General features: G+C 33.0%; 27 protein-coding genes. 7 read left to right on the forward strand and 20 right to left on the reverse strand.

The window, feature by feature from the left end; translation table 11 throughout:
* Positions 1-61: 61 nt before the first annotated feature.
* Together AC1Q7L_RS14485 and gltX are read right to left on the reverse strand one after the other, a co-directional pair.
* The gene (locus AC1Q7L_RS14485; RefSeq protein ID WP_410693708.1) at positions 62-1018 is read right to left on the reverse strand and encodes an acetyl-CoA carboxylase carboxyltransferase subunit alpha; all 957 of its coding nucleotides are present in this window, start codon (positions 1016-1018) and stop codon (positions 62-64) included.
* A 48-nt stretch (positions 1019-1066) separates the two neighbouring features.
* Positions 1067-2572, reverse strand: coding sequence for a glutamate--tRNA ligase (gene gltX / locus AC1Q7L_RS14490; protein ID WP_492306972.1), 1506 nt, complete (start codon positions 2570-2572; stop codon positions 1067-1069).
* A gap of 122 nt (positions 2573-2694) precedes the next feature.
* Between gltX and AC1Q7L_RS14495 the strand changes: the two genes are divergently transcribed.
* Both AC1Q7L_RS14495 and AC1Q7L_RS14500 read left to right on the forward strand, forming a co-directional pair.
* Positions 2695-3039 carry a phosphomannose isomerase type II C-terminal cupin domain gene (locus tag AC1Q7L_RS14495; protein ID WP_492306971.1) on the forward strand — a complete coding sequence of 115 codons (345 nt, stop codon included), beginning with the start codon at positions 2695-2697 and terminating at the stop codon, positions 3037-3039.
* Between the two features lie 130 nt (positions 3040-3169).
* The gene (locus tag AC1Q7L_RS14500) at positions 3170-3982 is read left to right on the forward strand and encodes a class I SAM-dependent methyltransferase (RefSeq protein WP_492306970.1); all 813 of its coding nucleotides are present in this window, start codon (positions 3170-3172) and stop codon (positions 3980-3982) included.
* Between the two features lie 4 nt (positions 3983-3986).
* Here the strand turns inward: AC1Q7L_RS14500 and AC1Q7L_RS14505 are convergent, their stop codons facing one another.
* Both AC1Q7L_RS14505 and gmd read right to left on the reverse strand, forming a co-directional pair.
* Positions 3987-4883, reverse strand: a complete 897-nt coding sequence (locus AC1Q7L_RS14505) for a GDP-mannose 4,6-dehydratase (RefSeq protein ID WP_492306969.1) — start codon at positions 4881-4883, stop codon at positions 3987-3989.
* On the reverse strand, positions 4867-5901 hold the full coding sequence (gmd, locus tag AC1Q7L_RS14510; protein WP_492306968.1) for a GDP-mannose 4,6-dehydratase: 1035 nt from the start codon (positions 5899-5901) through the stop codon (positions 4867-4869). The genes AC1Q7L_RS14505 and gmd overlap by 17 nt, the downstream gene beginning before the upstream one ends.
* 114 nt (positions 5902-6015) lie before the next feature.
* Between gmd and AC1Q7L_RS14515 the strand changes: the two genes are divergently transcribed.
* On the forward strand, positions 6016-7278 hold the full coding sequence (locus tag AC1Q7L_RS14515; RefSeq protein WP_492306967.1) for a glycosyltransferase: 1263 nt from the start codon (positions 6016-6018) through the stop codon (positions 7276-7278).
* Here AC1Q7L_RS14515 and AC1Q7L_RS14520 read toward each other — a convergent pair whose 3' ends face one another.
* From AC1Q7L_RS14520 to pdxA, 13 genes are all read right to left on the reverse strand, one after another.
* On the reverse strand, positions 7279-8526 hold the full coding sequence (locus tag AC1Q7L_RS14520; protein WP_492306966.1) for a glycosyltransferase: 1248 nt from the start codon (positions 8524-8526) through the stop codon (positions 7279-7281).
* A gap of 3 nt (positions 8527-8529) precedes the next feature.
* Positions 8530-9717: a glycosyltransferase family 4 protein gene (locus tag AC1Q7L_RS14525; protein WP_492306965.1), complete on the reverse strand. Its 1188-nt coding sequence runs from the start codon at positions 9715-9717 to the stop codon at positions 8530-8532.
* Between the two features lie 3 nt (positions 9718-9720).
* Positions 9721-10707, reverse strand: a complete 987-nt coding sequence (locus AC1Q7L_RS14530; RefSeq protein ID WP_492306964.1) for a WaaS/CpsH family glycosyltransferase — start codon at positions 10705-10707, stop codon at positions 9721-9723.
* A 3-nt stretch (positions 10708-10710) separates the two neighbouring features.
* Positions 10711-11472 carry a glycosyltransferase family 2 protein gene (locus AC1Q7L_RS14535; RefSeq protein ID WP_492306963.1) on the reverse strand — a complete coding sequence of 254 codons (762 nt, stop codon included), beginning with the start codon at positions 11470-11472 and terminating at the stop codon, positions 10711-10713.
* Positions 11473-11474: 2 nt separating this feature from the next.
* Positions 11475-12725, reverse strand: a complete 1251-nt coding sequence (gene rocD, locus AC1Q7L_RS14540; protein ID WP_492306962.1) for an ornithine--oxo-acid transaminase — start codon at positions 12723-12725, stop codon at positions 11475-11477.
* Positions 12726-12848: 123 nt separating this feature from the next.
* Positions 12849-13067, reverse strand: coding sequence for a hypothetical protein (locus AC1Q7L_RS14545; protein WP_492306961.1), 219 nt, complete (start codon positions 13065-13067; stop codon positions 12849-12851).
* A gap of 5 nt (positions 13068-13072) precedes the next feature.
* Positions 13073-13366 carry a hypothetical protein gene (locus AC1Q7L_RS14550; RefSeq protein WP_492306960.1) on the reverse strand — a complete coding sequence of 98 codons (294 nt, stop codon included), beginning with the start codon at positions 13364-13366 and terminating at the stop codon, positions 13073-13075.
* Between the two features lie 27 nt (positions 13367-13393).
* Positions 13394-13906, reverse strand: a complete 513-nt coding sequence (locus AC1Q7L_RS14555; RefSeq protein WP_492306959.1) for a hypothetical protein — start codon at positions 13904-13906, stop codon at positions 13394-13396.
* A 155-nt stretch (positions 13907-14061) separates the two neighbouring features.
* Positions 14062-15417, reverse strand: a complete 1356-nt coding sequence (gene accC / locus AC1Q7L_RS14560; RefSeq protein ID WP_410693695.1) for an acetyl-CoA carboxylase biotin carboxylase subunit — start codon at positions 15415-15417, stop codon at positions 14062-14064.
* 99 nt (positions 15418-15516) lie between these two features.
* The gene (accB, locus tag AC1Q7L_RS14565; RefSeq protein WP_492306958.1) at positions 15517-15999 is read right to left on the reverse strand and encodes an acetyl-CoA carboxylase biotin carboxyl carrier protein; all 483 of its coding nucleotides are present in this window, start codon (positions 15997-15999) and stop codon (positions 15517-15519) included.
* 128 nt (positions 16000-16127) lie between these two features.
* On the reverse strand, positions 16128-16331 hold the full coding sequence (gene rpmF / locus AC1Q7L_RS14570) for a 50S ribosomal protein L32 (protein ID WP_034678990.1): 204 nt from the start codon (positions 16329-16331) through the stop codon (positions 16128-16130).
* Between the two features lie 69 nt (positions 16332-16400).
* Positions 16401-16925 carry a YceD family protein gene (locus AC1Q7L_RS14575; protein WP_492306957.1) on the reverse strand — a complete coding sequence of 175 codons (525 nt, stop codon included), beginning with the start codon at positions 16923-16925 and terminating at the stop codon, positions 16401-16403.
* A gap of 84 nt (positions 16926-17009) precedes the next feature.
* The gene (pdxA, locus tag AC1Q7L_RS14580; protein WP_410693692.1) at positions 17010-18101 is read right to left on the reverse strand and encodes a 4-hydroxythreonine-4-phosphate dehydrogenase PdxA; all 1092 of its coding nucleotides are present in this window, start codon (positions 18099-18101) and stop codon (positions 17010-17012) included.
* A 49-nt stretch (positions 18102-18150) separates the two neighbouring features.
* Between pdxA and AC1Q7L_RS14585 the strand changes: the two genes are divergently transcribed.
* Genes AC1Q7L_RS14585 through AC1Q7L_RS14595 form a run of 3 tightly spaced genes read left to right on the forward strand, consistent with a single transcriptional unit; the run spans position 18151 to position 20886 of the window.
* The gene (locus AC1Q7L_RS14585; protein WP_492306956.1) at positions 18151-18750 is read left to right on the forward strand and encodes a riboflavin synthase; all 600 of its coding nucleotides are present in this window, start codon (positions 18151-18153) and stop codon (positions 18748-18750) included.
* A complete protein-coding gene (locus tag AC1Q7L_RS14590; protein WP_410693690.1) occupies positions 18737-20191 on the forward strand; it encodes a sensor histidine kinase in 1455 nt (484 codons plus the stop codon). The genes AC1Q7L_RS14585 and AC1Q7L_RS14590 overlap by 14 nt, the downstream gene beginning before the upstream one ends.
* Positions 20191-20886: a tRNA1(Val) (adenine(37)-N6)-methyltransferase gene (locus AC1Q7L_RS14595; RefSeq protein ID WP_492306955.1), complete on the forward strand. Its 696-nt coding sequence runs from the start codon at positions 20191-20193 to the stop codon at positions 20884-20886. Before AC1Q7L_RS14590 ends, AC1Q7L_RS14595 begins: the two co-directional genes overlap by 1 nt.
* A 65-nt stretch (positions 20887-20951) precedes the next feature.
* Here AC1Q7L_RS14595 and AC1Q7L_RS14600 read toward each other — a convergent pair whose 3' ends face one another.
* Positions 20952-21662: a cell division ATP-binding protein FtsE gene (locus tag AC1Q7L_RS14600; RefSeq protein ID WP_066754755.1), complete on the reverse strand. Its 711-nt coding sequence runs from the start codon at positions 21660-21662 to the stop codon at positions 20952-20954.
* Positions 21663-21816: 154 nt separating this feature from the next.
* Positions 21817-21975, reverse strand: coding sequence for a 50S ribosomal protein L34 (gene rpmH / locus AC1Q7L_RS14605; RefSeq protein ID WP_054511485.1), 159 nt, complete (start codon positions 21973-21975; stop codon positions 21817-21819).
* A gap of 226 nt (positions 21976-22201) precedes the next feature.
* Between rpmH and AC1Q7L_RS14610 the strand changes: the two genes are divergently transcribed.
* Entirely contained in the window at positions 22202-23206 is a 1005-nt protein-coding gene (locus AC1Q7L_RS14610; protein WP_492306954.1) for a DHH family phosphoesterase, read from the forward strand.
* Positions 23207-23357: 151 nt separating this feature from the next.
* Here the strand turns inward: AC1Q7L_RS14610 and AC1Q7L_RS14615 are convergent, their stop codons facing one another.
* Positions 23358-24152 (reverse strand): patatin-like phospholipase family protein, encoded by a 795-nt coding sequence (locus tag AC1Q7L_RS14615; protein ID WP_492306953.1) that lies wholly within the window; start codon positions 24150-24152, stop codon positions 23358-23360.
* Between the last annotated feature and the right edge of the window lie 12 nt (positions 24153-24164).

The raw sequence follows: 24164 nt of genomic DNA on the forward strand, positions 1-24164 counted from the left end.
ATAAATCTCGCTCGAAACTAAATAAAAAAAGCGGCTAAGAATTTCTTAACCGCTTTTTATTTTATCCTTTATATTGCCCCATTGCAATAAATTTGTCTTGTCTTTGGGTTTCAAGTTCTTGTCCTGTGAATTTAGAAAAAGCCTTGATGTTTTGTAGAATTGACGTTTTCAAATTCAAATAAGTCGCTGCAGGATCGTAATGTGCCCCTCCAAGCGGCTCTTCAATGATTCCGTCAATAAATTTTTCTCTTAAAGCATCTTTTGGAGTCAGATTTAATGCGTTTGCAGCATCTTCTTTGTGATCCCAGTTTCTCCATAAGATAGAAGAACAGCTTTCCGGTGCAATTACGGTGTACCAAGTGTTTTCAAGCATGTAAACTTTGTTTCCAACACCGATTCCTAAGGCACCACCACTTGCTCCTTCACCAATGATATACGTAAAGATCGGAGTTTTTAGCTGAACCATTGTAAAAATGTTTCTAGCAATCGCTTCTCCCTGACCTCTTTCTTCAGCTTCCAATCCAGGATAAGCTCCCGGAGTATCAACCAAAGTTACCACAGGAATGTTGAATTTTTCAGCAAGCTTCATTAGTCTTAAAGCTTTTCTGTATCCTTCAGGATTTGGCATTCCAAATCTTCTGTGCTGTCTTTCTTTAGTTGTTCTGCCTTTTTGAGTTCCGATGATCATTATTCTTTGACCATCAAGAGTTGCCAATCCACCGATCATTGCAGGATCATCTGCAAAGTTTCTGTCTCCGTGAAGTTCAAGGAAGCTTCCTTTGTCCACCATTCCGTTGATATAATCAAGGGTATAAGGACGATCCGGATGACGGGATAGTTGTACTCTCTGCCAAGGCGTAAGGTTTCCATAGATTTCTTTCTTCTTCTCTATGATCTTGTCCTCAATCTGGCTGCATGCTAATTTTACATCAACACCACTTTCTTCTCCTACCAAAGAACATGTCTGGTATTGCTCCATTAGTTCTTGTATAGGAAGTTCGAAACTTAAATATTCCATTTCTTGAAGTAAATTAAATCTTTCAAATTTATGAAAAATTATGGATTTTTATTTAAAATTATTTACAGCATTGTTTATTCTTGCTATACTTTCTTGTTTTCCGATGATTTCTAAAATGTCCGGAACGTCTGGTCCCTTCAATTCTCCAACCAAGGCTAAACGAAGTGGCATCATTACTTTACCCATTCCAAGACCTTTGTTTTCAGCGAAATCATGTATTGCCTGCTTCAATGTTTCAGAAGTAAATTCAGTACTTTCTAATGTTGTAGCAAATTCACCTAGAATAGCAGAAGTTTCGTCATTCCAAGCTTTTTTTGATGCTTTTTCATCATAAGAAGTTGGAGCTTCGAAGAAAAACTTTCCGTTTTCGTAAATATCTTTCGGGAAAGTTGCTCTTTCTTTCATCAGGTGAATAATCTTCAATAATTTTTCATCTTCAATATTTAAATTTAAATCTGAATTTTTCAAAATTTGAAGTAATTCTTCATCAGATTTTAATTGAATATACTGATGATTAAACCATTCCGATTTTTCTTTACTGAATCTTGCGCCAGCTTTATGAACTTTATGAAGATCAAATTCTTTGACCATCTCTTCTAAAGGTAAAATTTCCTTATCATCTGCAGGAGACCAACCTAATAATGCAACCATATTGATGAATGCTTCCGGAAGATATCCGCTTTCTCTATAACCTTTAGACACGTTTCCTGTTGCAGGATCTGTAAAGTTTAATGGAAATACCGGAAATCCGAATTTATCACCGTCTCTTTTGCTTAATTTTCCTTTACCTTCTGGTTTTAGAATCAATGAAAGGTGAGCAAATTCTGGAGCTTCCCAAGCCATTGCTTCGTATAATAAAGTGTGTAAACCTAAAGATGGTAACCATTCTTCCCCACGGATAACGTGAGAAATTTCCATTTCGTGGTCATCGATGATGTTGGCGAAATGATACGTTGGCATTCCGTCGTTTTTAACTAAAACTTTATCATCTAATGTGTTAGTATTTACAGAAGAATTCCCTCTAATGATATCTACAAGGTTTAAAGTTCTGTCGATAGGCATTTTAAATCTTACAACATACGGAGTTTTTTCGTCCAACAGTTTTTGAACTTCTTCCTCAGAAAGGGTAAGACTGTTTTTTAAACGGTTTCTTGTTTTGTTGTCGTAAGAAAAAACATCACCTTTAGCTTCATATTCAGCGCGGATAACGTCTAATTCTTCGGCAGTATCAAAAGCGATATAAGCATAATCTGTTTTTAAGATCTGCTCTGTATATCTGTCGTAGATATCTCTTCTTTCAGACTGTCTGTATGGAGCAAATTTTCCTCCTTTTTTAGGACTTTCGTCAGGAATGATCCCGCACCATTCTAATGCTTCTTCGATATACTCTTCAGCTCCTTCTACATATCTTGCAGTATCTGTATCTTCGATTCTCAATACAAACTCGCCACCCTGATTTTTAGCAAAAAGATAATCATATAATGCGGTTCTTACGCCTCCCAAATGTAAAGGTCCGGTAGGACTTGGAGCAAAACGTACTCTAACTTTCTCCATTTCAATTAAAATTTTGATGCAAATTTACTTAAAATTATGTGTTTTAGTGATGTTTAATGCTTTCGATATTGGCTTTTTTGATTTGAATATTTACATTTGTATAAATTAATAAGAAGTAAGTCATGTTAGAAATCGGAGAAAGACCTTGGGGAAGATATTTTGTTTTGGCAGATGAGCCAAATTATAAATTAAAAAGAATAGAAGTAAACCCCGGACAAAAACTGTCTTATCAATATCATCATAAGAGACAGGAGCAATGGACGATCATCGAAGGTGACGCTACAATTGTTCTGGATGATAAAGAAATCAGCTTAAAGTACGGTGAAAGTATTTTCATTCCATTAGGATCTAAACATAGAATGATGAATCTTTCTGAGAAACCTGTTGTTTTCATTGAAGTACAGACGGGTACTTATTTCGGGGAAGATGATATTGTGAGGATTGATGATGAGTATGATAGAGCTTAAAATGGTTTTGTTTGTACTAATTAATAAAAATTCCGAAGTAAATTTTACTTCGGAATTTTTATTGGATTGAATAAAATTCATTTATAAAAGTTGCAAAAAAATATATAAATTTGGCTAAATAAAATTCTAAATGGAATGTAAAATCTGTAACCATGATTCTCATAAAATTTTTGATAAAACAGTTTTATGTAAGTATCATGTTGGTTATTATCAATGTTCAAATTGTAGTTTTGTACAGACTGATGAACCTTTTTGGCTTGAAGAAGCATACAATAATGCTATCACTTCACTGGACATAGGTATTCTAATCAGAAACTCTTTTTTAATCGAAAATGTTTCAAAAATAATTGATTCTTGTTACAAGGAGGGGGAAGTTTTCCTCGATTATGCAGGTGGATACGGACTTTTTGCAAGATCTATGAGAGATATAGGATATAATTTTTACAGACAGGATGTTTATTGTGAAAATCTTTTTGCAAATTATTTTGATATCGAAGACACAGATATAGAGAAATTTGACATTGTAACGGCATTTGAAGTATTTGAACATTTGCCTAAACCTATTATCGAAATTGAGGGAATTCTACGGTATTCCGATCATTTGATTTTCTCTACCGAGGTAGTTCCTGATAAAAGAGAAGATATCGAGAATTGGGTATATATTTCTCAGGAAACGGGTCAGCACATTGCCTTTTACTCAGAAAAATCTTTAAAAATTATTGCAGAAAAATTTAATAAAAATTATTACAGAAAAGGCAATCTACATATTTATACAACCAAGACTTTTACCGAAGATCAAATAGAATATGCTCTAAATGATAAGAATGTTAAAAAATCTTTTTTTGGTCTGAAAAAGAAAAAATATAATAAGATATTCAAAGTTTGGAGAGAATCATATCAAATGAGAGATTATCTGAAAATTAAGAAAATTCTCAATTCATAGAAATCTATAAGAATAAATTAAGTGTATCTCGTAATTCAAAATTTTTAGTTCCAAGATCAATCATTCTGTATAGTTTAGTAGGGTTTCCTGATAATTTAAAGATCTCATTTTTTCTTACAAAATTTGAGTTTATCAGGACATCCACTTTATGATTGGTAATCTCTGAGGATAGGTTGATTACTTCTTCCAATGAGTATGTTTTTCCGGAACAGATATTCACTATTTCAGATTTATATTCACTTATTGCCAGTTTATAATAACATTCCGTTACAAAATCAATAGAATTATATTCCCTGAAAACATTAATATTTCCAAGTTCTATTGTTTCATTTCTATCTTTAAAAGCTTTAGTAATTTTGGGAATCACAAAATTAATGTCTTGCCCGGGAGCAGTATAATTAAAAGGTCTTGTAATAATAATAGGTAAAAAGTCAAAATAATTTTTTGCAACCTGTTCCATTGCAAGTTTACTAATCCCATAATGATTGTTAGGATTCGGGCACATGGTTTCAGAAAGTTCATAGTATTCCTGATTTCCATATACAGTAGCACTGCTGGCTAAAATCACTTTTTTAATGTTTTCTGTAGCATTATTTTTAATAGCCTCTAATAGATTTTGTGTTCCTATAACATTTACATTATAAAAATCTTCTGTGTTAGGATGTCCCACAAATGATATTGCAGCCAAATGGATAACAATATTTGGCTGTAATTCAGATATAATTTGTGCTAATTTATTTTTTTCTAACAAATTACAAGAAAAAATGTTCTTCTCGTAACTGTTTTTACTATTCACAATTCCATAAACTTCATATCCTTGAGACGAAAAATGGTTTGATAGATATTTACCGGTAAAACCATTAATACCAGTAATTAAAATTTTATTAGAAAGAGAATCCATTTTCATTTCTTTTCAAATCAGCATTTACCATAATAGAACATAATTCATCCAAAGTGGTTTGAGGAACCCAGTTTAATAGTTCATTGGCTTTTTTTGCATCTCCAATTAACAACTCTACTTCTGCAGGTCTGAAATATGCGGGATTGATTGCAACAAGCAATTCATTAGTCTGCTGATTGTATCCTTTTTCTTCAACACCAATACCTTTCCAAACAATATCGATACCGATTTGTTTAAATGAAAGCTCAACGAAAGCTCTTACTGTAAAGGTTTTATTGGTTGCTAATACAAATGTTTCAGGATCTTTATACTGAAGCATTTTGTACATACCTTCAACATATTCTTTGGCATATCCCCAATCTCTTTGGGCATCTAAGTTTCCTAATTCTAAAATATTTTGTTTTTTTAGAGCTATTTTGGCAACAGTATCAGTGATCTTTCTTGTTACAAATTCTCTTCCTCTTAGAGGTGATTCGTGATTGAATAAAATACCACTTACCCCAAATATATCATAGCTTTCTCTATAGTTGATCGTAGCCCAATGCGCAAATAATTTTGAAAAGCCATACGGACTTCTTGGATAGAATGGAGTGTCTTCAGTTTGAGGTACCTGCTGTACCTTCCCGAACATTTCAGAAGTACTCGCTTGATAGAATTTTATTTTAGGATTAATAATTCTAATTGCCTCCAGTAGATGTAATGCTCCAATTCCTGTAGTTTGTGCAGTAGATATAGGCTGGTCGAAAGAAACTCCGACGAAACTCTGTGCAGCCAGATTGTAGATTTCATCGGGCTGTACTTTATCTATTAATCTAATATTACTTGTCTGATCGTTAAGGTCATATTCTAACAAATGCAAATTGGGATTATTCTGAATACCAAGCTCTTCGATTCTCCAGAAATTCATAGAACTAGATCTTCTGTAAGTTCCGAACACCTCATACCCTTTTTCTAGTAATAATTGAGACAGATACGCTCCATCTTGGCCAGTAATTCCTGTTATAATTGCTTTTTTCATATAGACTAATTGAGAATTTGCAAATTTACGTTTTTTAAATAAACGAAGAACCTAAATATACAAAAACGATTATCTTTGTAGTTAAATATTTATTTTTTTAAGAGTAAAATTATTATGGAAAAAAAAATGGGAGTAAACGTATTTGGCTTCATTGGTGGGGAATTTGGTCTTGGTGAAGCGGTAAGGCTAATTATCAAAGCATTAAACAAAGCCGAAATTCCCGTTTCATTAATTAACTATGATGTCGAAACAAATCACGAGCATAATGATAATACATTTAATAATTTTAGCGACAAAGCTATTTATCCTGTTAATTTAGTTTTGTTGGGCCCATCTGAAGCAAAGAGGGTTCTTATCCATTATCCGGAAGATTTTTTTAAAAATAAATATAATATTTTTTATTTGAATTGGGAATCAGAATACATTCCGCAGGAATATATTGATAATTTCAGTTTTTATGATGAGATCTGGGTACCTGCACAATATTGCAAAGATATTCTTACTAAAGTTTGTGATATTCCGGTAAATGTAGTTCCTTATCCTATCGAAATTGAAGTTGATGATGCTCCGGATGAAGAAGCAGCGACTTTTTATAATAAAAATACTTTTAATTTCTTTTTCATGTTCGATTATAACAGTTCAATGGAAAGAAAAAACACATTGAATCTTATTAATGCATTCGAAAAAGCTTTTGGAAAGGAGGATACAAGTGTTTCACTAATTATAAAAACTTCAAAATCTACCAAATTTGTAAAAGAAAGAGAATTGCTGGAATCTCATATCAGTGGATTTAAAAATATAAAAATTGTAGAAAAAATATATGATAAGCAAACTTTACATAAAATTATTAAAGGCTGCAGTGCTTACGTCTCTCTACATAGATCTGAAGGTTTTGGTCTAACTATGGCAGAAGCCATGTTTTTCGGTAAACCGGTAATTGCCACAAATTATTCCGGAAATCTTGAATTTATGAATAAGGATAATAGTTTCCTTGTGGATTTTAAAAAGGCTAAGATTGATTCTTCGGTGATAAATTATGATAGCAATACGATTTGGTCTGAACCAAGTGTTGATCACGCCGCAGAATTGATGAAATTGGTAAAAGAAAATTCACAAGCCGTTCGCGAGGTGGCTCTCAAAGGAGAAGAAAGTATTTATAGGAATTTTTCATCAAAAAAAATAGCGAGTATTGCAGATGGATTAATAAAAAATGTATACAAGTCTATAGCACCAAGTCCTGCGAAAAACGAGCTTATCACTCTATATATTGAAAATATTTCATTGAAAAATGAACTAAGAATTTACAGAAAAAGTGCTCCGATTCAATTTATTTACAATATAAAAATGTACATAAGAAATAAAAAAGGCAAGAAATAATTACTTCTTGCCTTTGATTTTCTTTAAAAATATATTTACCTTTTTTCTTATTTTATTATAAAGGGTGCGTTCCAGATAATTAACTTTTTTATTTAATTTTTCAATTTCGCTTAAATAGAAAACATTATTTACATTATTGCTGCCGTTGTTTTCTTTTTTATCAAATTCAGTAATAAAGTTTAACCTTATTTTAAATAATTCTCCGATAGATTCAAGAGAAAAATTATTTTCAATTTGAGATTTTGCACTTTCTCTTATATTGTTTAATGAATCAAAATTATCCTTGATGTACTGTAATTTTTGAATGGCATCTCCCAGTCTTGGTTTTGCTAATGTCAAGCCTTCATCAATTAAGCCTTTTGTATTCGATGTTTTGATAAAATCATACTGAACGAGAAAACTATTATTCACATTCATAAAATCCAGGTTTCCGGAATATCCCGTTCCTACTACAATCTTTCCGTAAGCCATTGCTTCTGCCATGGTTAGACCAAAGCCTTCCGAGCCATGAAGAGAAATTAAAACATCGGATTGCTGAATCAAAGAATGTAGTTTTTCTTTTGAAAAATGATCATTAATGATGATTACATTCGAAATATTATTATATTTTTCTAATGCTTTTTGGGCATCTTTACTCCTTTCAAGATTGTGTGTTTTTACAATTAAAACACTTTCCTTTTCTTCTTTAAATACACTCGTAAAAGCCTCAAGAGTTGCCTCAGGGTTCTTTCTGATCGTTGTACTCAAAGAATCAAAAATAGTAAGATAAACCTTTGCGTTTTGTGGAATATTATATTCTTTTAGATCAAATTCTTTTGAATCTTCTAACTTCTGAATCGGGTGAGAAAATCTGATAACAGGAATTCCTGTATACTTTGTAAAAATATTAACACAAAAATCACTAGGAACCCAAAGTTCATCAAAGACATTTAAAATCTCAACTACTTTATCCGAAACTTCTGGAAATTCCCAAGCCCAATAAATGATATTATAATAATTGCTAAGATCTAGATCCTGATTTTTAGAGAAAAAATCATTAATGAAGTTAATATTTATATGAAAAACATTGATTGAAGTTTCATTTTTTGAGGTAACACTATTCTCTATTCTCTCAAAAGTTTCGCTGGAATAATTGATGCGATTTACTTTTACTCCAATACTTTCCAGAGCTAAAGCATTTAATCGGGTTGCTTCAGAAATTCCAAAATTTCCGTCAAAAAAGCCATGATAATTTATACTTAGCTGCATTTATTATAATGTTTTAATTTTTTCTTTTACAGTTTCCAAAGAAAAAGGTTTCAGACTGTCTATTGAATTGTCTCTTAGTGTATTCCATAGCTCTTCATCATTGTTTAGTCGAAGAATAGCTTCAGCAAATGTTTTTTCGTCATTTGCGATCAATACATTTTTCTCATTGATCAATTGCATTCCTTCTGCGCCAATATCAGTGGTTACTACAGGGAAAAAGTATTCAAAAGCCTGTCCTATTTTTCCTTTAACTCCGGCACCAAACCTTAGCGGAGCGACCATGATTTTTGAAGTAATAAAATGATCTTCAATACTTTCAACAAAGCCCAGGAAATCAAATTTTGGAAATTGTTTGATGTCTAATTTATCTGCAACGTTACCAATTACGCTTACTTTCAGTTCGGGGTTTGTTTTCCAGACAAGAGGCATTATTTTCTCGTATAAAAATCTTACAGCATCAATATTCGGTTCGTGGATTGAGCCTATGAAAATGATTCCTTTACTTTCATTAAATGATTTTCTTTCGGAAATATCAATTTTCGGATAGTGAATATTTGAAATCGTAATGATTTTATTTTTATCCACATATTCACTCATTATTTCTTTTTCCTTGTCCGAAATTGCAATAATGTAATCCAATTTTGGAGCGATTACAGTTTCAAGATGAAAGAAATGTTTATAGTTTTTCTTTAAAGAAATACGGTTAGGTTCAATTTCAATTGCTCTTTTATATCTTAAAAAATGAATATCCACCATATCATACATGAATTTTGTATTGGGCAGAATGTTTTTCATTTTCCTGTAGAATAAATTTAATGCAAGTGGACCATTAAACCACACATAATCAATGTTTTTAAAAGCAGAAATGAAATTGTAAATACTGTTATATTTTGTGTTTTCTACAAATACGATGACCTGATGCTGTTTATAAAATTTCACATAAGAATCATCCTCAAACATATTGAGAGCGAATAGAATACAGTTATATCCTAATTGTTTATAGATCAAAATGATTTCTTTCAACCTGTTTGATCCGGAATCTTTATCATGAGTAGGGAAGTCCCTCGAAGCGAATAATATTGTTTTTTTTGATGAATCAAATAATTCTATATTGACAATATCATTGGTATTAAGAGCTTTGAGTTTTTCTTTTCTGTTGAAATATTTCTTGATTTTCTTTAGAATTCCCATTTATTAGTCTTTATTTAATTCAAAAACTCTGTTTGTCCAATGATCAAGCGTGTATTGATAATAGATATCCTCCGGAATTTTTTCATAAGGCTTATCAAAGAATTCTCTGTCAAGGTTACTACAAGTTTCGTCTAAAACCAAAATATTATTAGGATTATAAAAATCGTAATTTTTAATGGCTTCATTGTCTGTAATAATTTTTTTATCTAAAGCCATCGCCTCAAATACCCTAAAACTCAGACCATATTGATTTTCACGAGTCAAATCCAATAAAGCCTTTGAATTTTGATAAAATTTAGGCAACTTTTCGTGACATATTTTTTTGATGCTGAAAATAATAGATAAATTTTCAGGAACAGTAGTAAACAGATTTTTGATTTGATGTTTCCAGCCTTTTTTTCCTATGATCATGATCTGAAATTTTAGATCAAGGTCAATTAATCTTTTTGCCAATGTTTTTATAAATGAAACCCTTTTGTTATCATAAGAAGTAATATAGAAAAGATCCATTTCTGGCTTTTGTACGTCGTTTGAGAGATGGGGAAGATAAATGTAATTGGTTAGTTTTTCAAATCCAAATTTATCAATATCAGCGATGTCAAACGAGAAAATTTTATCAAAAAGTTTTAATTTATTTTCATTTACAGGAACTCTGTCGAGACTATCATAAAGATAAGTAATGAGCCTGTCGGTATGGTTTTTTATTTTTTCTAAAGTAGATATGCTGAATGTATCAGGATTTAAAACTAAAATCTGATCATAGTGACCTTGTTCATCCAATGAATCCAGAACAAACTGCTGTCTTTTTTCTTTCTTTAGGTTTCTGTTGAGAAGAGTTTTGCTTAGGGCATTGGTAGCCCTTTCTCCAAAGTTAGAGTGAGTAATTGAAGCGATCTTAATATGATGAGCATTAATGCCTTTTTTGCTTAATGTCTCAACAATATATTGATCATAACCCCAGAAATCATAACTAATTATACAAATCTTCATCAACTAATTTTGCTCTTTTTTTAATGATTCATAAGTTTCAAAAACACTTAATGACTGCAGGTAGGAAAGCTGATAGCCTTCTTTTCCGTCCAAAATTCCAAGCCTCATAATATAAGCCTTAAAAAACTTAAATGCCGTTTTAGAGTATTGAGCTAAAATACTGTATTTCTTACCTTTTATAGCTAATTCCTGTCCTTTTAAAACTCCATAATGAATCATCTTTTGTTTATACGACTCATAATCTGAAACGGAATAATGCAGCAGTTTATTTTTAAACTCTCCGATTGTTCCGTTAACTTCTAAAGTTTCATGAACTTTTTTCCCTGCGATATACCTCGCTTTAGATCTTCTAAAAAGTCTAAAATTCTTATCAGTCTGAGTTCCTGAATAGTTGATAGGTTTTCCTGCGAAAAAGAATTTTCTGTAAAAATAGTAGGCATCTTTTTTATAGGGTCTGTTTAACTTTTCGATGATCTCGCTTCTAAGTTGAGGTGTTATCCTCTCATCACCATCCAAAAATAGTGCCCAATCGTTTTTAGCATGGTCTAAAGCTAAATTTCTTTGCTTTGTAAAGTCCTCAAAAGTGTTTTGAATAATTTTCACATTGGGAAATGTTTGTGCAATTTCCAATGTTTTATCTGTACTAAATGAATCAACTACTACAATCTCGTCACAAAAATCAAAACATTCGAGTACTTCCCGAATGTTTTTTTCTTCGTTATACGTTATGATTAAGCCACTTACTTTTTCAGTGAGTTCAGGCATATTTATTTTGTATATTCTAATATCGTTTTCTCAATAATTCTCACACAATCAAGTAATTGTTCTTCTGTAATTACCAATGGCGGAGCCAATCTGATGATATTTCCGTGGGTAGGTTTTGCCAGCAATCCGTTTTCTTTTAATTGTAAACAAAGATTCCATGCAGTTGAGCTGTCCGGAGTATCATTGATCAAAATAGCATTTAGCAGACCCTTTCCTCTTACTTTCGTAATCAAATCAGATTTTTCAATCAGTTTTTCAATTTCACTTCTGAATAATTGACCTAATTCTTCTGCTCTTTCAGATAGTTTTTCATCAGCAACAACATCTAAAGCTGCAATGGCAACCGCACAGGCAATCGGATTTCCTCCGAATGTTGAACCGTGTTGTCCGGGTTTGATAACATTCATGATCTCATTGTTTGCCAATACAGCAGACACGGGATACATTCCGCCGGAAAGTGCTTTTCCTAAAATTAAAATATCAGGCTGTACATCTTCGTGGTGACAAGCAATTAATCTACCTGTTCTTGCAATACCGGTTTGTACTTCATCGGCAATGAAAAGAACGTTGTGTTTTTTACATAATTCAGAAGCATTTTTCAGGAAATTTTCGTCCGGAACGTAAACTCCTGCTTCTCCTTGAATCGGTTCAACCAAAAATGCAGCAATATTTTGAGCATCTTGAGTTAAAATTTCCTCTAAAGCTTTGATATCATTGTACGGAATTTTAATAAATCCTGGAGTAAAAGGACCATAATTTTGATTCGCATCAGGATCATTTGAAAAAGAAACAATCGTTGTCGTTCTTCCGTGAAAATTATTCTCACAAACAATGATTTTTGCAGCGTTTTCTGAAATTCCTTTTACTTCATAACTCCACTTTCTTGCTAATTTTACCGCAGTTTCCACAGCTTCTGCTCCGGAATTCATTGGTAAAACTTTATCAAAACCAAAAAGGGTGGTAATTTTCTGTTCGTATTCTCCTAAATTAGAGTTGTAAAAAGCTCTTGATGTTAAAGCTAATTTCTTAGCCTGATTGACTAAAGCTTCAACAATTTTAGGATGAGAATGTCCTTGATTTACAGCAGAGTAAGCAGAAAGGAAATCATAATATTTCTTGCCTTCCACATCCCAAACGAAAACGCCTTCTCCACGGTCTAAAACCACTGGAAGAGGGTGATAGTTGTGGGCACCATGTTTGTCTTCAAGGTCAATAAAATACTGTGAGTTTTTTGCTGTTTCTACTGTTGACATATATTTTTGCTTTTGTACAAAGTTAGTGATTTATTTTAAAGTTGTGAAAGTGACTTGAATCAGTAATAATAAATAAAAAGAATGTTTTTTTTATGAAATTTAAATGAATATCATGCCTAAAAATTATTGATAAATATTGTGATCTACGTAAAAAACACAGTTTGGTAGAATTATTTTCAGTTTGATGATTTCTTCTAAAATACGATCTCTATCCATTTCGGAATATTCGCTGTATTCATATTTTACAGAAGAAACATGCAATTCTTTTAGATTTTTTAATTGATTTAATTCGTGAACGTCTCTCAGCAGAATTTCTGTTCTCCAGATATCAAGATATTCCAAATCTGTTAATTTGTTGAGATAGGGTAGGCTTTTTTAGTTATTTCCGGATGCTTCATCAATGTCAGGCTTTTAAGTTGCTGAACTTCCGAAATCAATTTTACGCCTTCATCGGTAATTTTTGTTTCTTTAAGGTAAATGAATTTGATGATTTTAATTTTATCAATCAACATCGCAAAATATTCATCATCATCCGTAGAATCAATGCTTGTAATGCCGGGTAATTCTGTCGGAATCTTATTGGAATCTGTGATGCGCCCAAAATTCCACCAAAAGTTTTTTTCGATACCTTTAAGTTTCATGCAAGTAATTTTTGAAATAGATTTAATTTAATCATACCAATAATCCTTCTTAACCTTAAAACCTGCTTTTTGAAAGGCTTTCTGTAGATCAATTCCTAAATCTTCATTTTGTTTTTCATTGGAAATGTAGAGGAAAAATAGACTTTCCGTAAGTTTTTGTTCCTTTTTGGTTTCGTCGAAAGTTACAGTCGTCGTTATAACAGCGTTTTTTTCTGTTTCTAAAATTAGTTGAATATCTTTCCCGATTTTCACAATCTTATTAAGCGAAACTTCTTGTTTAATGATTTGATAACCAATGAAATATGGACTTGTCTTTTTAATTTGAAAAGTCAGGTTTTTATTATTATCAATACTGAATTCTTTAATAATATTGATGGTATCTCCGTTGAAATTAGAATATTTTAATTGATTTTTTACTTCTTTTTTCAGTTCTCGGTTAAGTATTTTGATAATCGTTTTTTCCTGAGCCGAAAACAAACTCCAGAATCCGAAAAACATGATTAATAATAAAAACTGTTTTGAATTATTTTTTTGTTTCATATTCTGTGGTTTGATTTAAAATTAAGTTGAAAAAATCTTTAATTAAAATTAATTTACTTAAAAATAACTCGCAATACCACAAATGAGTGATTTTAGAAATAAAAAAAAACTGCCTCAAAATGAGACAGTTTCAACGTTTTTATTTAAAAATAATCTTAGTGATTATCGTATTTTCTATCCATTACAAAACTCTCCATGAATTTTGTAGTGTAGTTTCCTGAAAGATAATCTTCATCATTCATCAACTGTCTGTGGAAAGGAATTGTAGTTTTTACACCCTCAATATAGAATTCTTCCAAAGCACGTCTCATTTTTGCAATCGCTTCCTCACGAGTTTGAGCCGTCGTGATTAATTTTGCAATCATTGAATCGTAGTTAGATGGAATTGTATATCCAGAATAAACGTGAGTATCAACTCTGATTCCGTGTCCACCAGGAATGTTTAATCCTGTGATTTTCCCCGGAGATGGTCTGAAATCTGCGTAAGGATCTTCAGCATTAATTCTACATTCGATTGAATGCAATTTTGGATAATAATTAATTCCAGAAATTGGAGTTCCGGCAGCCAAAAGAATTTGCTCTCTGATCAAGTCATAATCAATAACCTGCTCAGTAATTGGGTGTTCCACCTGAATTCTCGTATTCATTTCCATGAAATAGAAATTTCTGTGTTTGTCAACCAAGAATTCAATTGTACCAACACCTTCATAAGCAATGAATTCTGCTGCTTTTACAGCGGCGTCACCCATTTTCTCACGAAGTTCGTCAGTCATGAACGGAGATGGAGTTTCTTCCGTTAATTTCTGATTTCTTCTTTGTACAGAACAGTCTCTTTCAGAAAGGTGACAAGCTTTACCAAATTGGTCACCTGCAACCTGAATTTCGATGTGTCTAGGCTCTTCAATCAGTTTTTCCATGTACATACCTCCGTTTCCGAATGCAGCCACAGCTTCCTGAATTGCAGATTCCCAGTGTTCTTTAAGGTCTTCAGCTTTCCAAACAGCTCTCATCCCTTTTCCACCACCACCGGCAGTAGCTTTGATCATTACAGGGTAACCAGTTTCTTCAGCAGTTTTTACAGCGTGCTCGTAAGATTCAATTAATCCTTCAGAACCTGGTACACAAGGTACACCTGCTGCTTTCATGGTAGCTTTAGCGTTAGCTTTGTCTCCCATTCTCTCAATCTGCTCAGGGGAAGCACCAATAAATTTGATACCGTTTTTCTGGCAGATTCTTGAGAAATTAGCGTTTTCAGATAAGAATCCGTAACCTGGGTGAATCGCGTCTGCATTTGTAATTTCTGCAGCAGCAATAATGTTAGGGATTTTTAGGTATGAGTCTTTACTCATTGCGGGACCAATACAAACAGCCTCGTCAGCAAATCTAACGTGAAGACTATCTTTGTCGGCAGTAGAATATACCGCAACAGTTTTGATTCCCATTTCTTTACAAGTACGTAAGATACGCATTGCAATTTCGCCACGATTGGCAATTAATATTTTTTTGAACATCTTCTTAAATTTGAAAATTAGATAATTTGAAAATTAGATTAATGTTATTTGAATGTAGAATTTTAGTCTAACATCTAATGTCTAACATCTAACTTCTAGTTAAGATGGGTCTACTAAGAATAAAGGTTGGTCGTATTCTACCGGAGTAGCATCATCAACTAAAATCTTAACGATTTTTCCGCTTACCTCAGAATCAATCTGGTTGAATAATTTCATTGCTTCAATTACACAAACAACTTTTCCAACAGAAACTTCATCACCAACGTTTACGAAAACATCTTTATCCGGAGATGGTTTTCTGTAGAAAGTTCCAATCATTGGAGATTTGATTGTAATATATTTGCTGTCATCAGATGCAGCTTCAGCTTTTTCAACAGGTGCAGATGCAGCAGCCGGAGCTTGTGCCGGAGCAGCCATTTGTTGCGGTGCAGTGTGGTAAACTGCAGGTTGAGCATAAGAAACTTCGCTTCCAGCTAATGGAGTTTTAATAGTGATTTCGAAATCTTTAGTTTTGTACTTCACTTCAGAAACTTCAGCCTTAGATACAAACTTAATAAGATTTTGTATGTCTTTAATGTCCATAAATTTGATATTTGATTTTGGGTCAAAGATACCAAAAAAACGTAAAAAACAACAAAAAACCGCCAAATTTTATAAAAATTGGGCGGTTTTTGTATAAAAACGAGTGTTTTTCAGTGAAAAACGACTTCTTAGTTTTCTTCAGTAGTTGCTACTTCTTTTTCCAATACTACTTTACCTCTGTAGTAAAGTTTCCCTTCATGCCAGTGAGCTCTGTGGTAAAGGTGCATTTCTCCTGTTGTTGCATCTTTAGCTAGTTGAGGAACTACAGCTTTGTAGTGAGTTCTTCTCTTATCTCTTCTTGTGGACGATTGTCTTCTCTTTGGATGTGCCATCTTGTAATAACTTTTTTAATTTGATGAGCGATGAGATTTTTTTCATCATCTCATCATATTTAAATTATTTTAATTTTTATCTTTTAATTTCTTAAGTGCCTCCCATCGGGGATCACTTTGCGGTTCTTCCTCTTCTTCGGTCTCTTTCGGACTGAATTTTTCAAGAATTTCAAGATCTTCGTCGCTTATGTTTGGTGAAACCTTCTTCATTGGGATGGAAAGGGCTACATTTTCATAAATCAACTGTGCTACATTGAAAGCATGGTCGCTGGTTGGGATCGTGATAACATCTTCTTCGCTGTCATCATATTCTTCTCCAAACTTAACCAAAACCTTGATCTCGTTTTCAATGGGATAATCGAAGCTGTCGTTTGTAATATCACAAACCAATTCTACGATTCCATCGATTTTTATCTCAAATTCTAAGAAAGTAGTATGTTTATCAAGTAAAACATCTACTGAAATCTTAGGATTTGTAAATTCTTGCTCAGTGTCAAATAATTGAAAGAACGTCTTGTCAATCTCAAATTTGAACTGATGCTTCCCCGTTTTAAGTCCGGAAAAGCTCACGTCATAGTTTCTTAACTTGTCCATAAAATGAGTGTGCAAAAATATGCATTTTTTTTATAATTACAAATAAAATCCCAAACAAATTAATTTTAAATTTGATTTAAGGATTTATGCTTCAGTTTCATCTGGTAAATCTTCATCAATTCCGTTGTCGCTAACCATTTTTCTTGGCTGCATACGGTTGCTCATCAGCTCGTTATATTCGCTTCTGTTTTTGAAAATTTTAATAGCTGTGAAAATTGCTTCTGTAAAACTTTGTTCATCAGCAATATTTTGTCCAGCAATATCATAGGCAACTCCGTGGTCGGGAGATGTTCTGATAAAAGGAAGTGCAGCGGTATAATTTACGCCTTCTTCATAAGCTAAAGTCTTAAATGGAGCCAATCCCTGATCATGATACATTGCTAAAACTGCATCAAAACTTCTGTATTTGCTCGGTTGAAAAAAGCTGTCTGCAGGAAAAGGACCAAAGGCCAAAATTCCATTGTCTGAAAGTTCTTTGATCGCCGGAGAAATAATTTCAATTTCTTCACTTCCGATCACGCCGCCGTCTCCTGAATGTGGATTTAAACCTAAAACTGCAATTTTCGGTCTGGAAATATTAAAATCTTCAATTAAAGTTTGATTTAAAGCTCGGATTTGCTTTTTAATTTTCTCCTTAGAAATATTTTCAGCCACTTGTGCTAATGGAATGTGATGGGTAGAAACTGCAACTTTTAAATCGTCCGTTACCAAGAACATCAATCCTTTTTTATTAAATTTTTCTTCAAAATATCCTGTGTGGCCGGCATGTTTGAAACCCATCTTCATCATTTCATCTTTATTGATGGGAGCTGTCACAAGAACATCAATCTCTCCTTTCATTAAAGCTTCGGTTGCTGCTTCCAGAGAATCTATCGCCAATTTGGTTGATTCTTCGGTTGGTTTTCCCAATTCTACATTAGAATTATCTTTCACAAGATTCAGCATATTGATCTTTCCTGCCTGTGCCTGTGAAGTTTCGTTGATGTAATTAAAGTTTAAATTAAGCTTAAAAATATTTTTCTGATAGGTAAATAATTTCCCTGAACCAAAAATTACCGGAGTGAAAAAATCGGTGATTGTTTTGTCTTTCAGAGACTTCATGATGATTTCTGGTCCTATGCCGTTGAAATCCCCGATTGAAATTCCTACTCGTACTTTATGGTTTTTTGGGCTCATTTTGATTATCTTTGAAGATTATAATTTTACAAATTTAGCAAAAAATAATATGTTCACAGGAATTATTGAAGCAGTTGGAGTTATTGAAAAGATTGAAGAAAAAGGAAGCAACATTGATTTTACTTTAGCATGCCCTTTCACCAATGAATTAAAAATAGATCAAAGTCTTGCTCATAACGGCTGTTGTTTAACGGTTGTGGAGATTAAAGATGATCAATATGTCGTTACAGCGATCAATGAAACTTTAGAAAAAACCAACCTTGGAAAATGGAGCGTTGGAACGGTTGTAAATCTTGAGCGTTGCATGAAAATGGACGGAAGATTAGACGGGCACATCGTTCAGGGTCACGTTGATCACACAGGCGAGGTTGTAGGAATTGAGAATAAAGACGGAAGTTATTTTATTACGGTTAAATATGAATCCAACGGAAATTTTGTAACTGTTCCTCAAGGTTCTATTACGGTAAACGGAATAAGTTTAACCGTTGCAAAAAGTGAAGATTCTCAGTTTTCAGTAGCAATTATTCCATATACATGGGAGTTTACCAATATGCAGCATCTTAAAACCGGAGATAAAGTTAATCTGGAATTCGACATAATTGGTAAGTATATTGCTAGGTTAATTAATAAACAGAATGGCAATAAATAAGTACAAAGGATATAGTTTAAGAAATCGGGTGTTTTTCGGTTTCTTGCTCGTATGTCTTTTAAGTGTTGCAGCTTCTTCGCTGGTTCCTTATTTTGTTTTAAGAAGTAATTCTCTGGAACAGAGCAGGATAGATATGCAGGATAAAACCAATGCCGTTATGGGATATTTGGATTATGCTGTGAGTAGATCTCTTGTGGAAACAAAAGATCTTACTGAGGTTTTGGGGAATAAAATTCTTGAAATCGCGGATATCAACCAACACGATATTGTTATTTATGATTTAAAAGGCAACTATCTGCTTTCTAATAAAGATGAAAGTTTGGTAGAGCAGAAAACGATTCCTTTAAATATTGTCAACAAAATTCTGGCTACCGATGCCAGAGTGGATATCAGAGGTTATGATCAGGCTAAAGATGCGGTTTTTACTTCGTCTTATTTAGTGTTGAAAAATAATGTTCTGGATCCTGTAGGTATTGTGTACATTCCTTTGTATCACAATGAATCGGCGTATCTTGATGTTCTTCACCAATATGTTAAATATATTTTATTGGTTGATATTTTTCTTATTTTATTCAGTATTTGGCTGAGTTGGATTACATCTAATAATTTAGCAAAAACCATTACGAAGTTTTCTGATATGATTACCCGTATTACATTGTTTGAGAATGAAATGCACCCTATCAGATATTATAAAAATGATGAACTAAATGCTCTTGCAAGAGCTTATAATAGGATGATTCTCCAGATTCAGGATCAAAAAGAAAGATTGCGTTTTAAAGCCTCGGAAGAAGCTTGGCGCGAAATGGCAAAACAGGTTGCTCATGAGGTGAAAAACCCTCTGACGCCAATGAAATTGACCATCCAGAATTTTGAAAGAAAATTCGATCCCGAAGATCCAAATATCAGAGAAAGAGTAAAGCAAATGAGCAAAACAATGGTTGATCAGATCGACTTAATTGCGACAGTTGCGTCTGCTTTTTCAGAATTTGCGAAACTTCCTGAGAAAAATAATGAGGTTATTAACCTAAATACTGAGGTTGAAGATATTCTTCGTGTTTTCAATGACGACAGTATCTTTATACATTCCAATAAAAGCAATATTATGATTAATATGGATAGGATTTATCTATCCAGAATCATTACAAATCTTGTTACGAATGCTAAACAAGCTGAAAGTGATGAAAGAAAATTGATTATTAATGTGGATGTAGAGCAGCATCAGAGAAGGGTGATGGTTTCCATTCAGGATAATGGCATTGGGATTCCTGAAAATATTTATGAAAGGATTTTTGAGCCTAATTTCACGTCAAAAAACAGTGGGATGGGACTTGGTTTATCCATGGTCAGAAAAATGGTGGAAGATTACAAAGGAGAAATTTCTGTAAAATCTGAAGTAGGAAAAGGTTCAACATTCACAATTACATTGCCAACCAATTTATAGTGAAGCCTTTTACGTTTAAACAATTCGAAATTTATCAGTCTAAAAGCGTCTTCCGTGTAGGAACAGACGGTGTTTTGTTGGGTGCTTTAGCGAATGTAGATAATAAGTCTAAAGTTTTAGAAATAGGAACAGGTACGGGCTTGATTTCATTAATGTTAGCCCAAAGAAATTCCAAAGCTGAATTTTTAGGTTTAGATATTAATGAAGAAGCTGTATATCTTACAAAATCTAATTTTGAGAAGTCTATATTTAATTCAAGGTTAAAAAATATTCTTCAGGATTTTAAAAATTTTGAAACAGAAGAGAAGTTTGATTTAATAGTTTCTAATCCACCTTATTTTGAACAATCCGGCTCTGAAAAAGATAAAATTGCCCGACAAACGGTTGAATTAAATTTTCAACAATTAATTTCAAAATCATCAACATTACTTTCTGAAAAAGGAATTTTTTCTGTAATTATCCCTGCGGAGGTTGGAAATGATTTCATTGAAATTGCTAACGAAAATCAATTATTTTTAACGCGAAGAATCAACATTAAAGGAATAGAAAATTCAAAAGTAAAAAGACTGATTTTGGAGTTTTCTTTAACTGAAAATCAACCCGAAGAATCTGAATTTATTATAGAGAAAAGTCCGAGAAAATACTCGGACCAATATCTTGAACTCACTAAAGAATTTCATGTTTTTAAGGGATAGAAGTTAGAAATTAGATTTTAAAAGTTAGTAATATCTAAATCTCTAAATTTCTGAATCTTTTAATTTTACTCAAACAATTCCGCTGTATCCAGCACAGAAACTTTTCCGTCTTCACATCTAATCGCCTCTCCAGGGAAATTTTGAATCATGTGATAATCATGCGTTGCCATTACCACAGCAGCTCCGTTTTCTAAAGCAACCTGTTTTAGCAAGGTCATAATTTCATTAGAAGTTTCCGGATCAAGGTTTCCAGTTGGCTCATCGGCTAAGATAAGGTCTGGATGATTTAATAAAGCTCTTGCAATCGCCACACGCTGTTGCTCTCCACCGGAAAGTTCGTGAGGCATTTTGTGCTTTTTGCTTTTCATGTTTACGCTTCCAAGAACCTCGTTGATACGGTCTTCCATTTTTGTTTTATCGCTCCATCCGGTAGCTTCAAGAACGAATTTCAGATTTTTCTCAACAGTTCTGTCAGAAAGCAATTGGAAATCCTGGAAAACAATTCCTAATTTTCTTCTAAGGTTAGGGATGTCGGAAGTTCTCATTTTTGCGAGATCAAAACCAACAACAGCTCCATGTCCGGACGCTAACGGAATATGCCCGTAAAGCGTCTTTAATAATGAGCTTTTCCCTGAACCCGTTTTTCCGATAAGATAACAGAATCTGCCTTTTTTGATGTTAAGATTCACATCAGAAAGAACAGTGAAGTTTTTTTGCGCAATTTTCGCGTGTTGTAAACTTATAATACTATCTCCGGCAATATTTGTATGTGGCATAATTCAAATTTAAGAGGCTATTTCTAAAATATTTTTTCAGATCTTAAAAATAGAAAAAAGAAACCTAAAGATACTAAATTTTAGTAAATTTTAACAACAAAAAATGCCTGAAAAAGTTCTTTTCAAGCATTTTTGTATATTGTAATTTAAGATATTATCTCTTAGCTCTTGCAGAACTTACAGATAGACTCTTTCTACCTTTAGCTCTTCTTGCTGCCAAAACTCTTCTACCGTTAGGCGTTGACATTCTTTCTCTGAAACCGTGTTTGTTTCTTTTTTTTCTCTCCGATGGTTGGAATGTTCTTTTACTCATTACTATATATTTAAGTCGTAATTAATATTAATTTTTCAGGTTGCAAAGATATAGATTTTTTTATAAGTTCCAAACTTAACGACTCTTTTTTTAGAAAATATTGAATCTTTTTTCATCGTTAATTTTATCACGCCCATGAATAAATGACTTGCGCAGTGTTTAAAAATAATGAGTAATGATTTATTTAAAAGCTCTATCTTTGAAGACTCAAATTTAAAGAAAATAAATGTTTACACCAATAGAACTTTTAGAAATTAATGCACTTCTTATTCCTGAAAACAAAATAGTTATTCTTACACACTATAATCCGGATGGAGATGCTATTGGTTCTAGTTTGGGCTTAAAGCATTATTTACATGCAAAAGGAATCAATGCGGAAGTGGTTGTACCCAATGATTTTCCAAAGTTTTTGAAATGGATGCCCGAGGCTAGAAAAAACGTTGTTGCCGAATATAAAAGAAAGGTAGCTTTTGATATTATTAATGAAGCAGATGTTATTTTCTGTCTTGATTTTAATTCACCTGCGAGAATCGGGATTTTGGGCGATTGGTTGGTAAAAGCCAGAGCTAAAAAAATTCTTATCGATCATCATCAGCAGCCTGAGGAATTTGATTATGTATATTCAGATACGATAATTCCTGCAACGTGTCAAATGATTTATCACTTCATTGAAGCAATGAATGATGAACATTTGGTGAATAAAGATATTGCAGAATGTCTTTACACGGGAATCATGACTGATACAGGAGGTTTCCGTTTTCGTTCTACAAGTGCTGCAACGCATAGAATTATTGCTAATTTGATTGAAAAAGGAGCTGATCCTTCTATTATAACTTCCAACACTTGGGATACCAACACTGTTTCCCGTCTTCATTTATTGGCTTTGATTTTAGGTAGAATTGAAGTGGTGAATGACGGTAAAGTAGCTGTTTTATATTTAACAAGAAAAGAACTTCAGGAATATGGTTTCCAGAAAGGAGATACCGAAGGTTTTGTGAATTATGGATTGAGCATTGTTGGTGTAAGAATGTCTGCCTTCTTTATGGAAGATTTGTATGATGATTTCATTAAAATATCTTTCAGAAGTAAAGATGATGTAGATGTAAACCAATTCTCAAGAAAATATTTCAGTGGAGGAGGGCATATCAACGCAGCAGGCGGAAAATCTAATGCTTCTTTAGCAGATACGCTTGAAAATTTTAAAGCTAAAATTGCAGAGGAAACTTTGTAATTGAGTAAAATTGATTGACTACATTGTAGTTGTCATTCAGAACGAAACGAAGTGGAGTGAAGAATCTTTTTATAAGAGATTACTTCGTCATTGTCGCTCCTTATATTGACGCTAAAACACTATCACGCTCAAACTCTCAAACCTTTTTCACTCAAGAAACTCTACTGTGTCCTTTGTCTTCCAGTTCTTTGCAGGTATATTCGTAAACCTCTTGAAACATGACATCAAGATTTTTTTTAGTGAATAAGCTGAACTTCGTCATTTTCGGAGGATCCAGAAAAATATCGCATGATGTTGCTTTAGAGTAAACAGATTTTGCGATGGCTAAATGTAAAATTCGGTCAAATTCTTTCATTAAACTCATTTTATCGAGACTGTCATAACTAATTGAATTCACATGAGAAGCAATTAAAAAATCACATTTATCAATGATTGGTTCAATAGGAAGATTGTCCAGAACACCGCCATCAATATATATTTTCTCACCCACTCTTACGGGCGGAAGTACAAAAGGAACGCTTGATGAAGCTAAAAGAGGAGTAAAAAGTTCGCCTTCCGAAAAGAAATCGACAATTCCGTGGGTCATTTCTGTGGCCGCAACATAGACGGGGATTTTCAGAATTTTAAAGTCGTCTTCAGGGAAATAATCTTTTAATAATTTTAAAATAAAGTTTGAACTAAAAATACCGTTTTTGGAAAGTCTTAAATATGATCTTGAAAAAAATGTGGTGTGTTTTACGATTTCCATCATTTCGTCCGGAGATTTCCCAAAAGAATAGAACGCTGCAATGATTGATCCTGCGCTTGTTCCGGAGATGATCTGTGGCTTCAAATCGTATTCTTCCAAAGCTTTCAGAACCGCAATATGAGCGATTCCGCGCATTCCTCCACCCGAAAGTGTCAGGCCGATGATTGGTTTCTTTTTTTTGGAAGAGAATAGACTCATTGAAAAATTTAA

The organism is Chryseobacterium sp. GW823-FHT05E08, assembly GCF_058795655.1.

Excerpts from the sequence above, each read along its gene's own strand:
- AC1Q7L_RS14555 (WP_492306959.1), bottom strand. The coding sequence starts at position 13,906 with ATGAAACAAAAAAATAATTCAAAACAGTTTTTATTATTAATCATGTTT.
- rpmF (WP_034678990.1), bottom strand. The coding sequence starts at position 16,331 with ATGGCACATCCAAAGAGAAGACAATCGTCCACAAGAAGAGATAAGAGA.
- AC1Q7L_RS14600 (WP_066754755.1), bottom strand. The coding sequence starts at position 21,662 with ATGCCACATACAAATATTGCCGGAGATAGTATTATAAGTTTACAACAC.
- AC1Q7L_RS14525 (WP_492306965.1), bottom strand. The coding sequence starts at position 9,717 with ATGGGAATTCTAAAGAAAATCAAGAAATATTTCAACAGAAAAGAAAAA.
- AC1Q7L_RS14610 (WP_492306954.1), top strand. The coding sequence starts at position 22,202 with ATGTTTACACCAATAGAACTTTTAGAAATTAATGCACTTCTTATTCCT.
- AC1Q7L_RS14520 (WP_492306966.1), bottom strand. The coding sequence starts at position 8,526 with ATGCAGCTAAGTATAAATTATCATGGCTTTTTTGACGGAAATTTTGGA.
- AC1Q7L_RS14505 (WP_492306969.1), bottom strand. The coding sequence starts at position 4,883 with ATGGATTCTCTTTCTAATAAAATTTTAATTACTGGTATTAATGGTTTT.
- accB (WP_492306958.1), bottom strand. The coding sequence starts at position 15,999 with ATGGACATTAAAGACATACAAAATCTTATTAAGTTTGTATCTAAGGCT.
- AC1Q7L_RS14615 (WP_492306953.1), bottom strand. The coding sequence starts at position 24,152 with ATGAGTCTATTCTCTTCCAAAAAAAAGAAACCAATCATCGGCCTGACA.
- AC1Q7L_RS14550 (WP_492306960.1), bottom strand. The coding sequence starts at position 13,366 with ATGAAACTTAAAGGTATCGAAAAAAACTTTTGGTGGAATTTTGGGCGC.
- accC (WP_410693695.1), bottom strand. The coding sequence starts at position 15,417 with ATGTTCAAAAAAATATTAATTGCCAATCGTGGCGAAATTGCAATGCGT.
- AC1Q7L_RS14515 (WP_492306967.1), top strand. The coding sequence starts at position 6,016 with ATGGAAAAAAAAATGGGAGTAAACGTATTTGGCTTCATTGGTGGGGAA.
- pdxA (WP_410693692.1), bottom strand. The coding sequence starts at position 18,101 with ATGAGCCCAAAAAACCATAAAGTACGAGTAGGAATTTCAATCGGGGAT.
- AC1Q7L_RS14585 (WP_492306956.1), top strand. The coding sequence starts at position 18,151 with ATGTTCACAGGAATTATTGAAGCAGTTGGAGTTATTGAAAAGATTGAA.
- rpmH (WP_054511485.1), bottom strand. The coding sequence starts at position 21,975 with ATGAGTAAAAGAACATTCCAACCATCGGAGAGAAAAAAAAGAAACAAA.
- AC1Q7L_RS14495 (WP_492306971.1), top strand. The coding sequence starts at position 2,695 with ATGTTAGAAATCGGAGAAAGACCTTGGGGAAGATATTTTGTTTTGGCA.
- AC1Q7L_RS14575 (WP_492306957.1), bottom strand. The coding sequence starts at position 16,925 with ATGGACAAGTTAAGAAACTATGACGTGAGCTTTTCCGGACTTAAAACG.
- rocD (WP_492306962.1), bottom strand. The coding sequence starts at position 12,725 with ATGTCAACAGTAGAAACAGCAAAAAACTCACAGTATTTTATTGACCTT.
- gltX (WP_492306972.1), bottom strand. The coding sequence starts at position 2,572 with ATGGAGAAAGTTAGAGTACGTTTTGCTCCAAGTCCTACCGGACCTTTA.
- AC1Q7L_RS14530 (WP_492306964.1), bottom strand. The coding sequence starts at position 10,707 with ATGAAGATTTGTATAATTAGTTATGATTTCTGGGGTTATGATCAATAT.
- AC1Q7L_RS14535 (WP_492306963.1), bottom strand. The coding sequence starts at position 11,472 with ATGCCTGAACTCACTGAAAAAGTAAGTGGCTTAATCATAACGTATAAC.
- gmd (WP_492306968.1), bottom strand. The coding sequence starts at position 5,901 with ATGAAAAAAGCAATTATAACAGGAATTACTGGCCAAGATGGAGCGTAT.
- AC1Q7L_RS14500 (WP_492306970.1), top strand. The coding sequence starts at position 3,170 with ATGGAATGTAAAATCTGTAACCATGATTCTCATAAAATTTTTGATAAA.
- AC1Q7L_RS14485 (WP_410693708.1), bottom strand. The coding sequence starts at position 1,018 with ATGGAATATTTAAGTTTCGAACTTCCTATACAAGAACTAATGGAGCAA.
- AC1Q7L_RS14590 (WP_410693690.1), top strand. The coding sequence starts at position 18,737 with ATGGCAATAAATAAGTACAAAGGATATAGTTTAAGAAATCGGGTGTTT.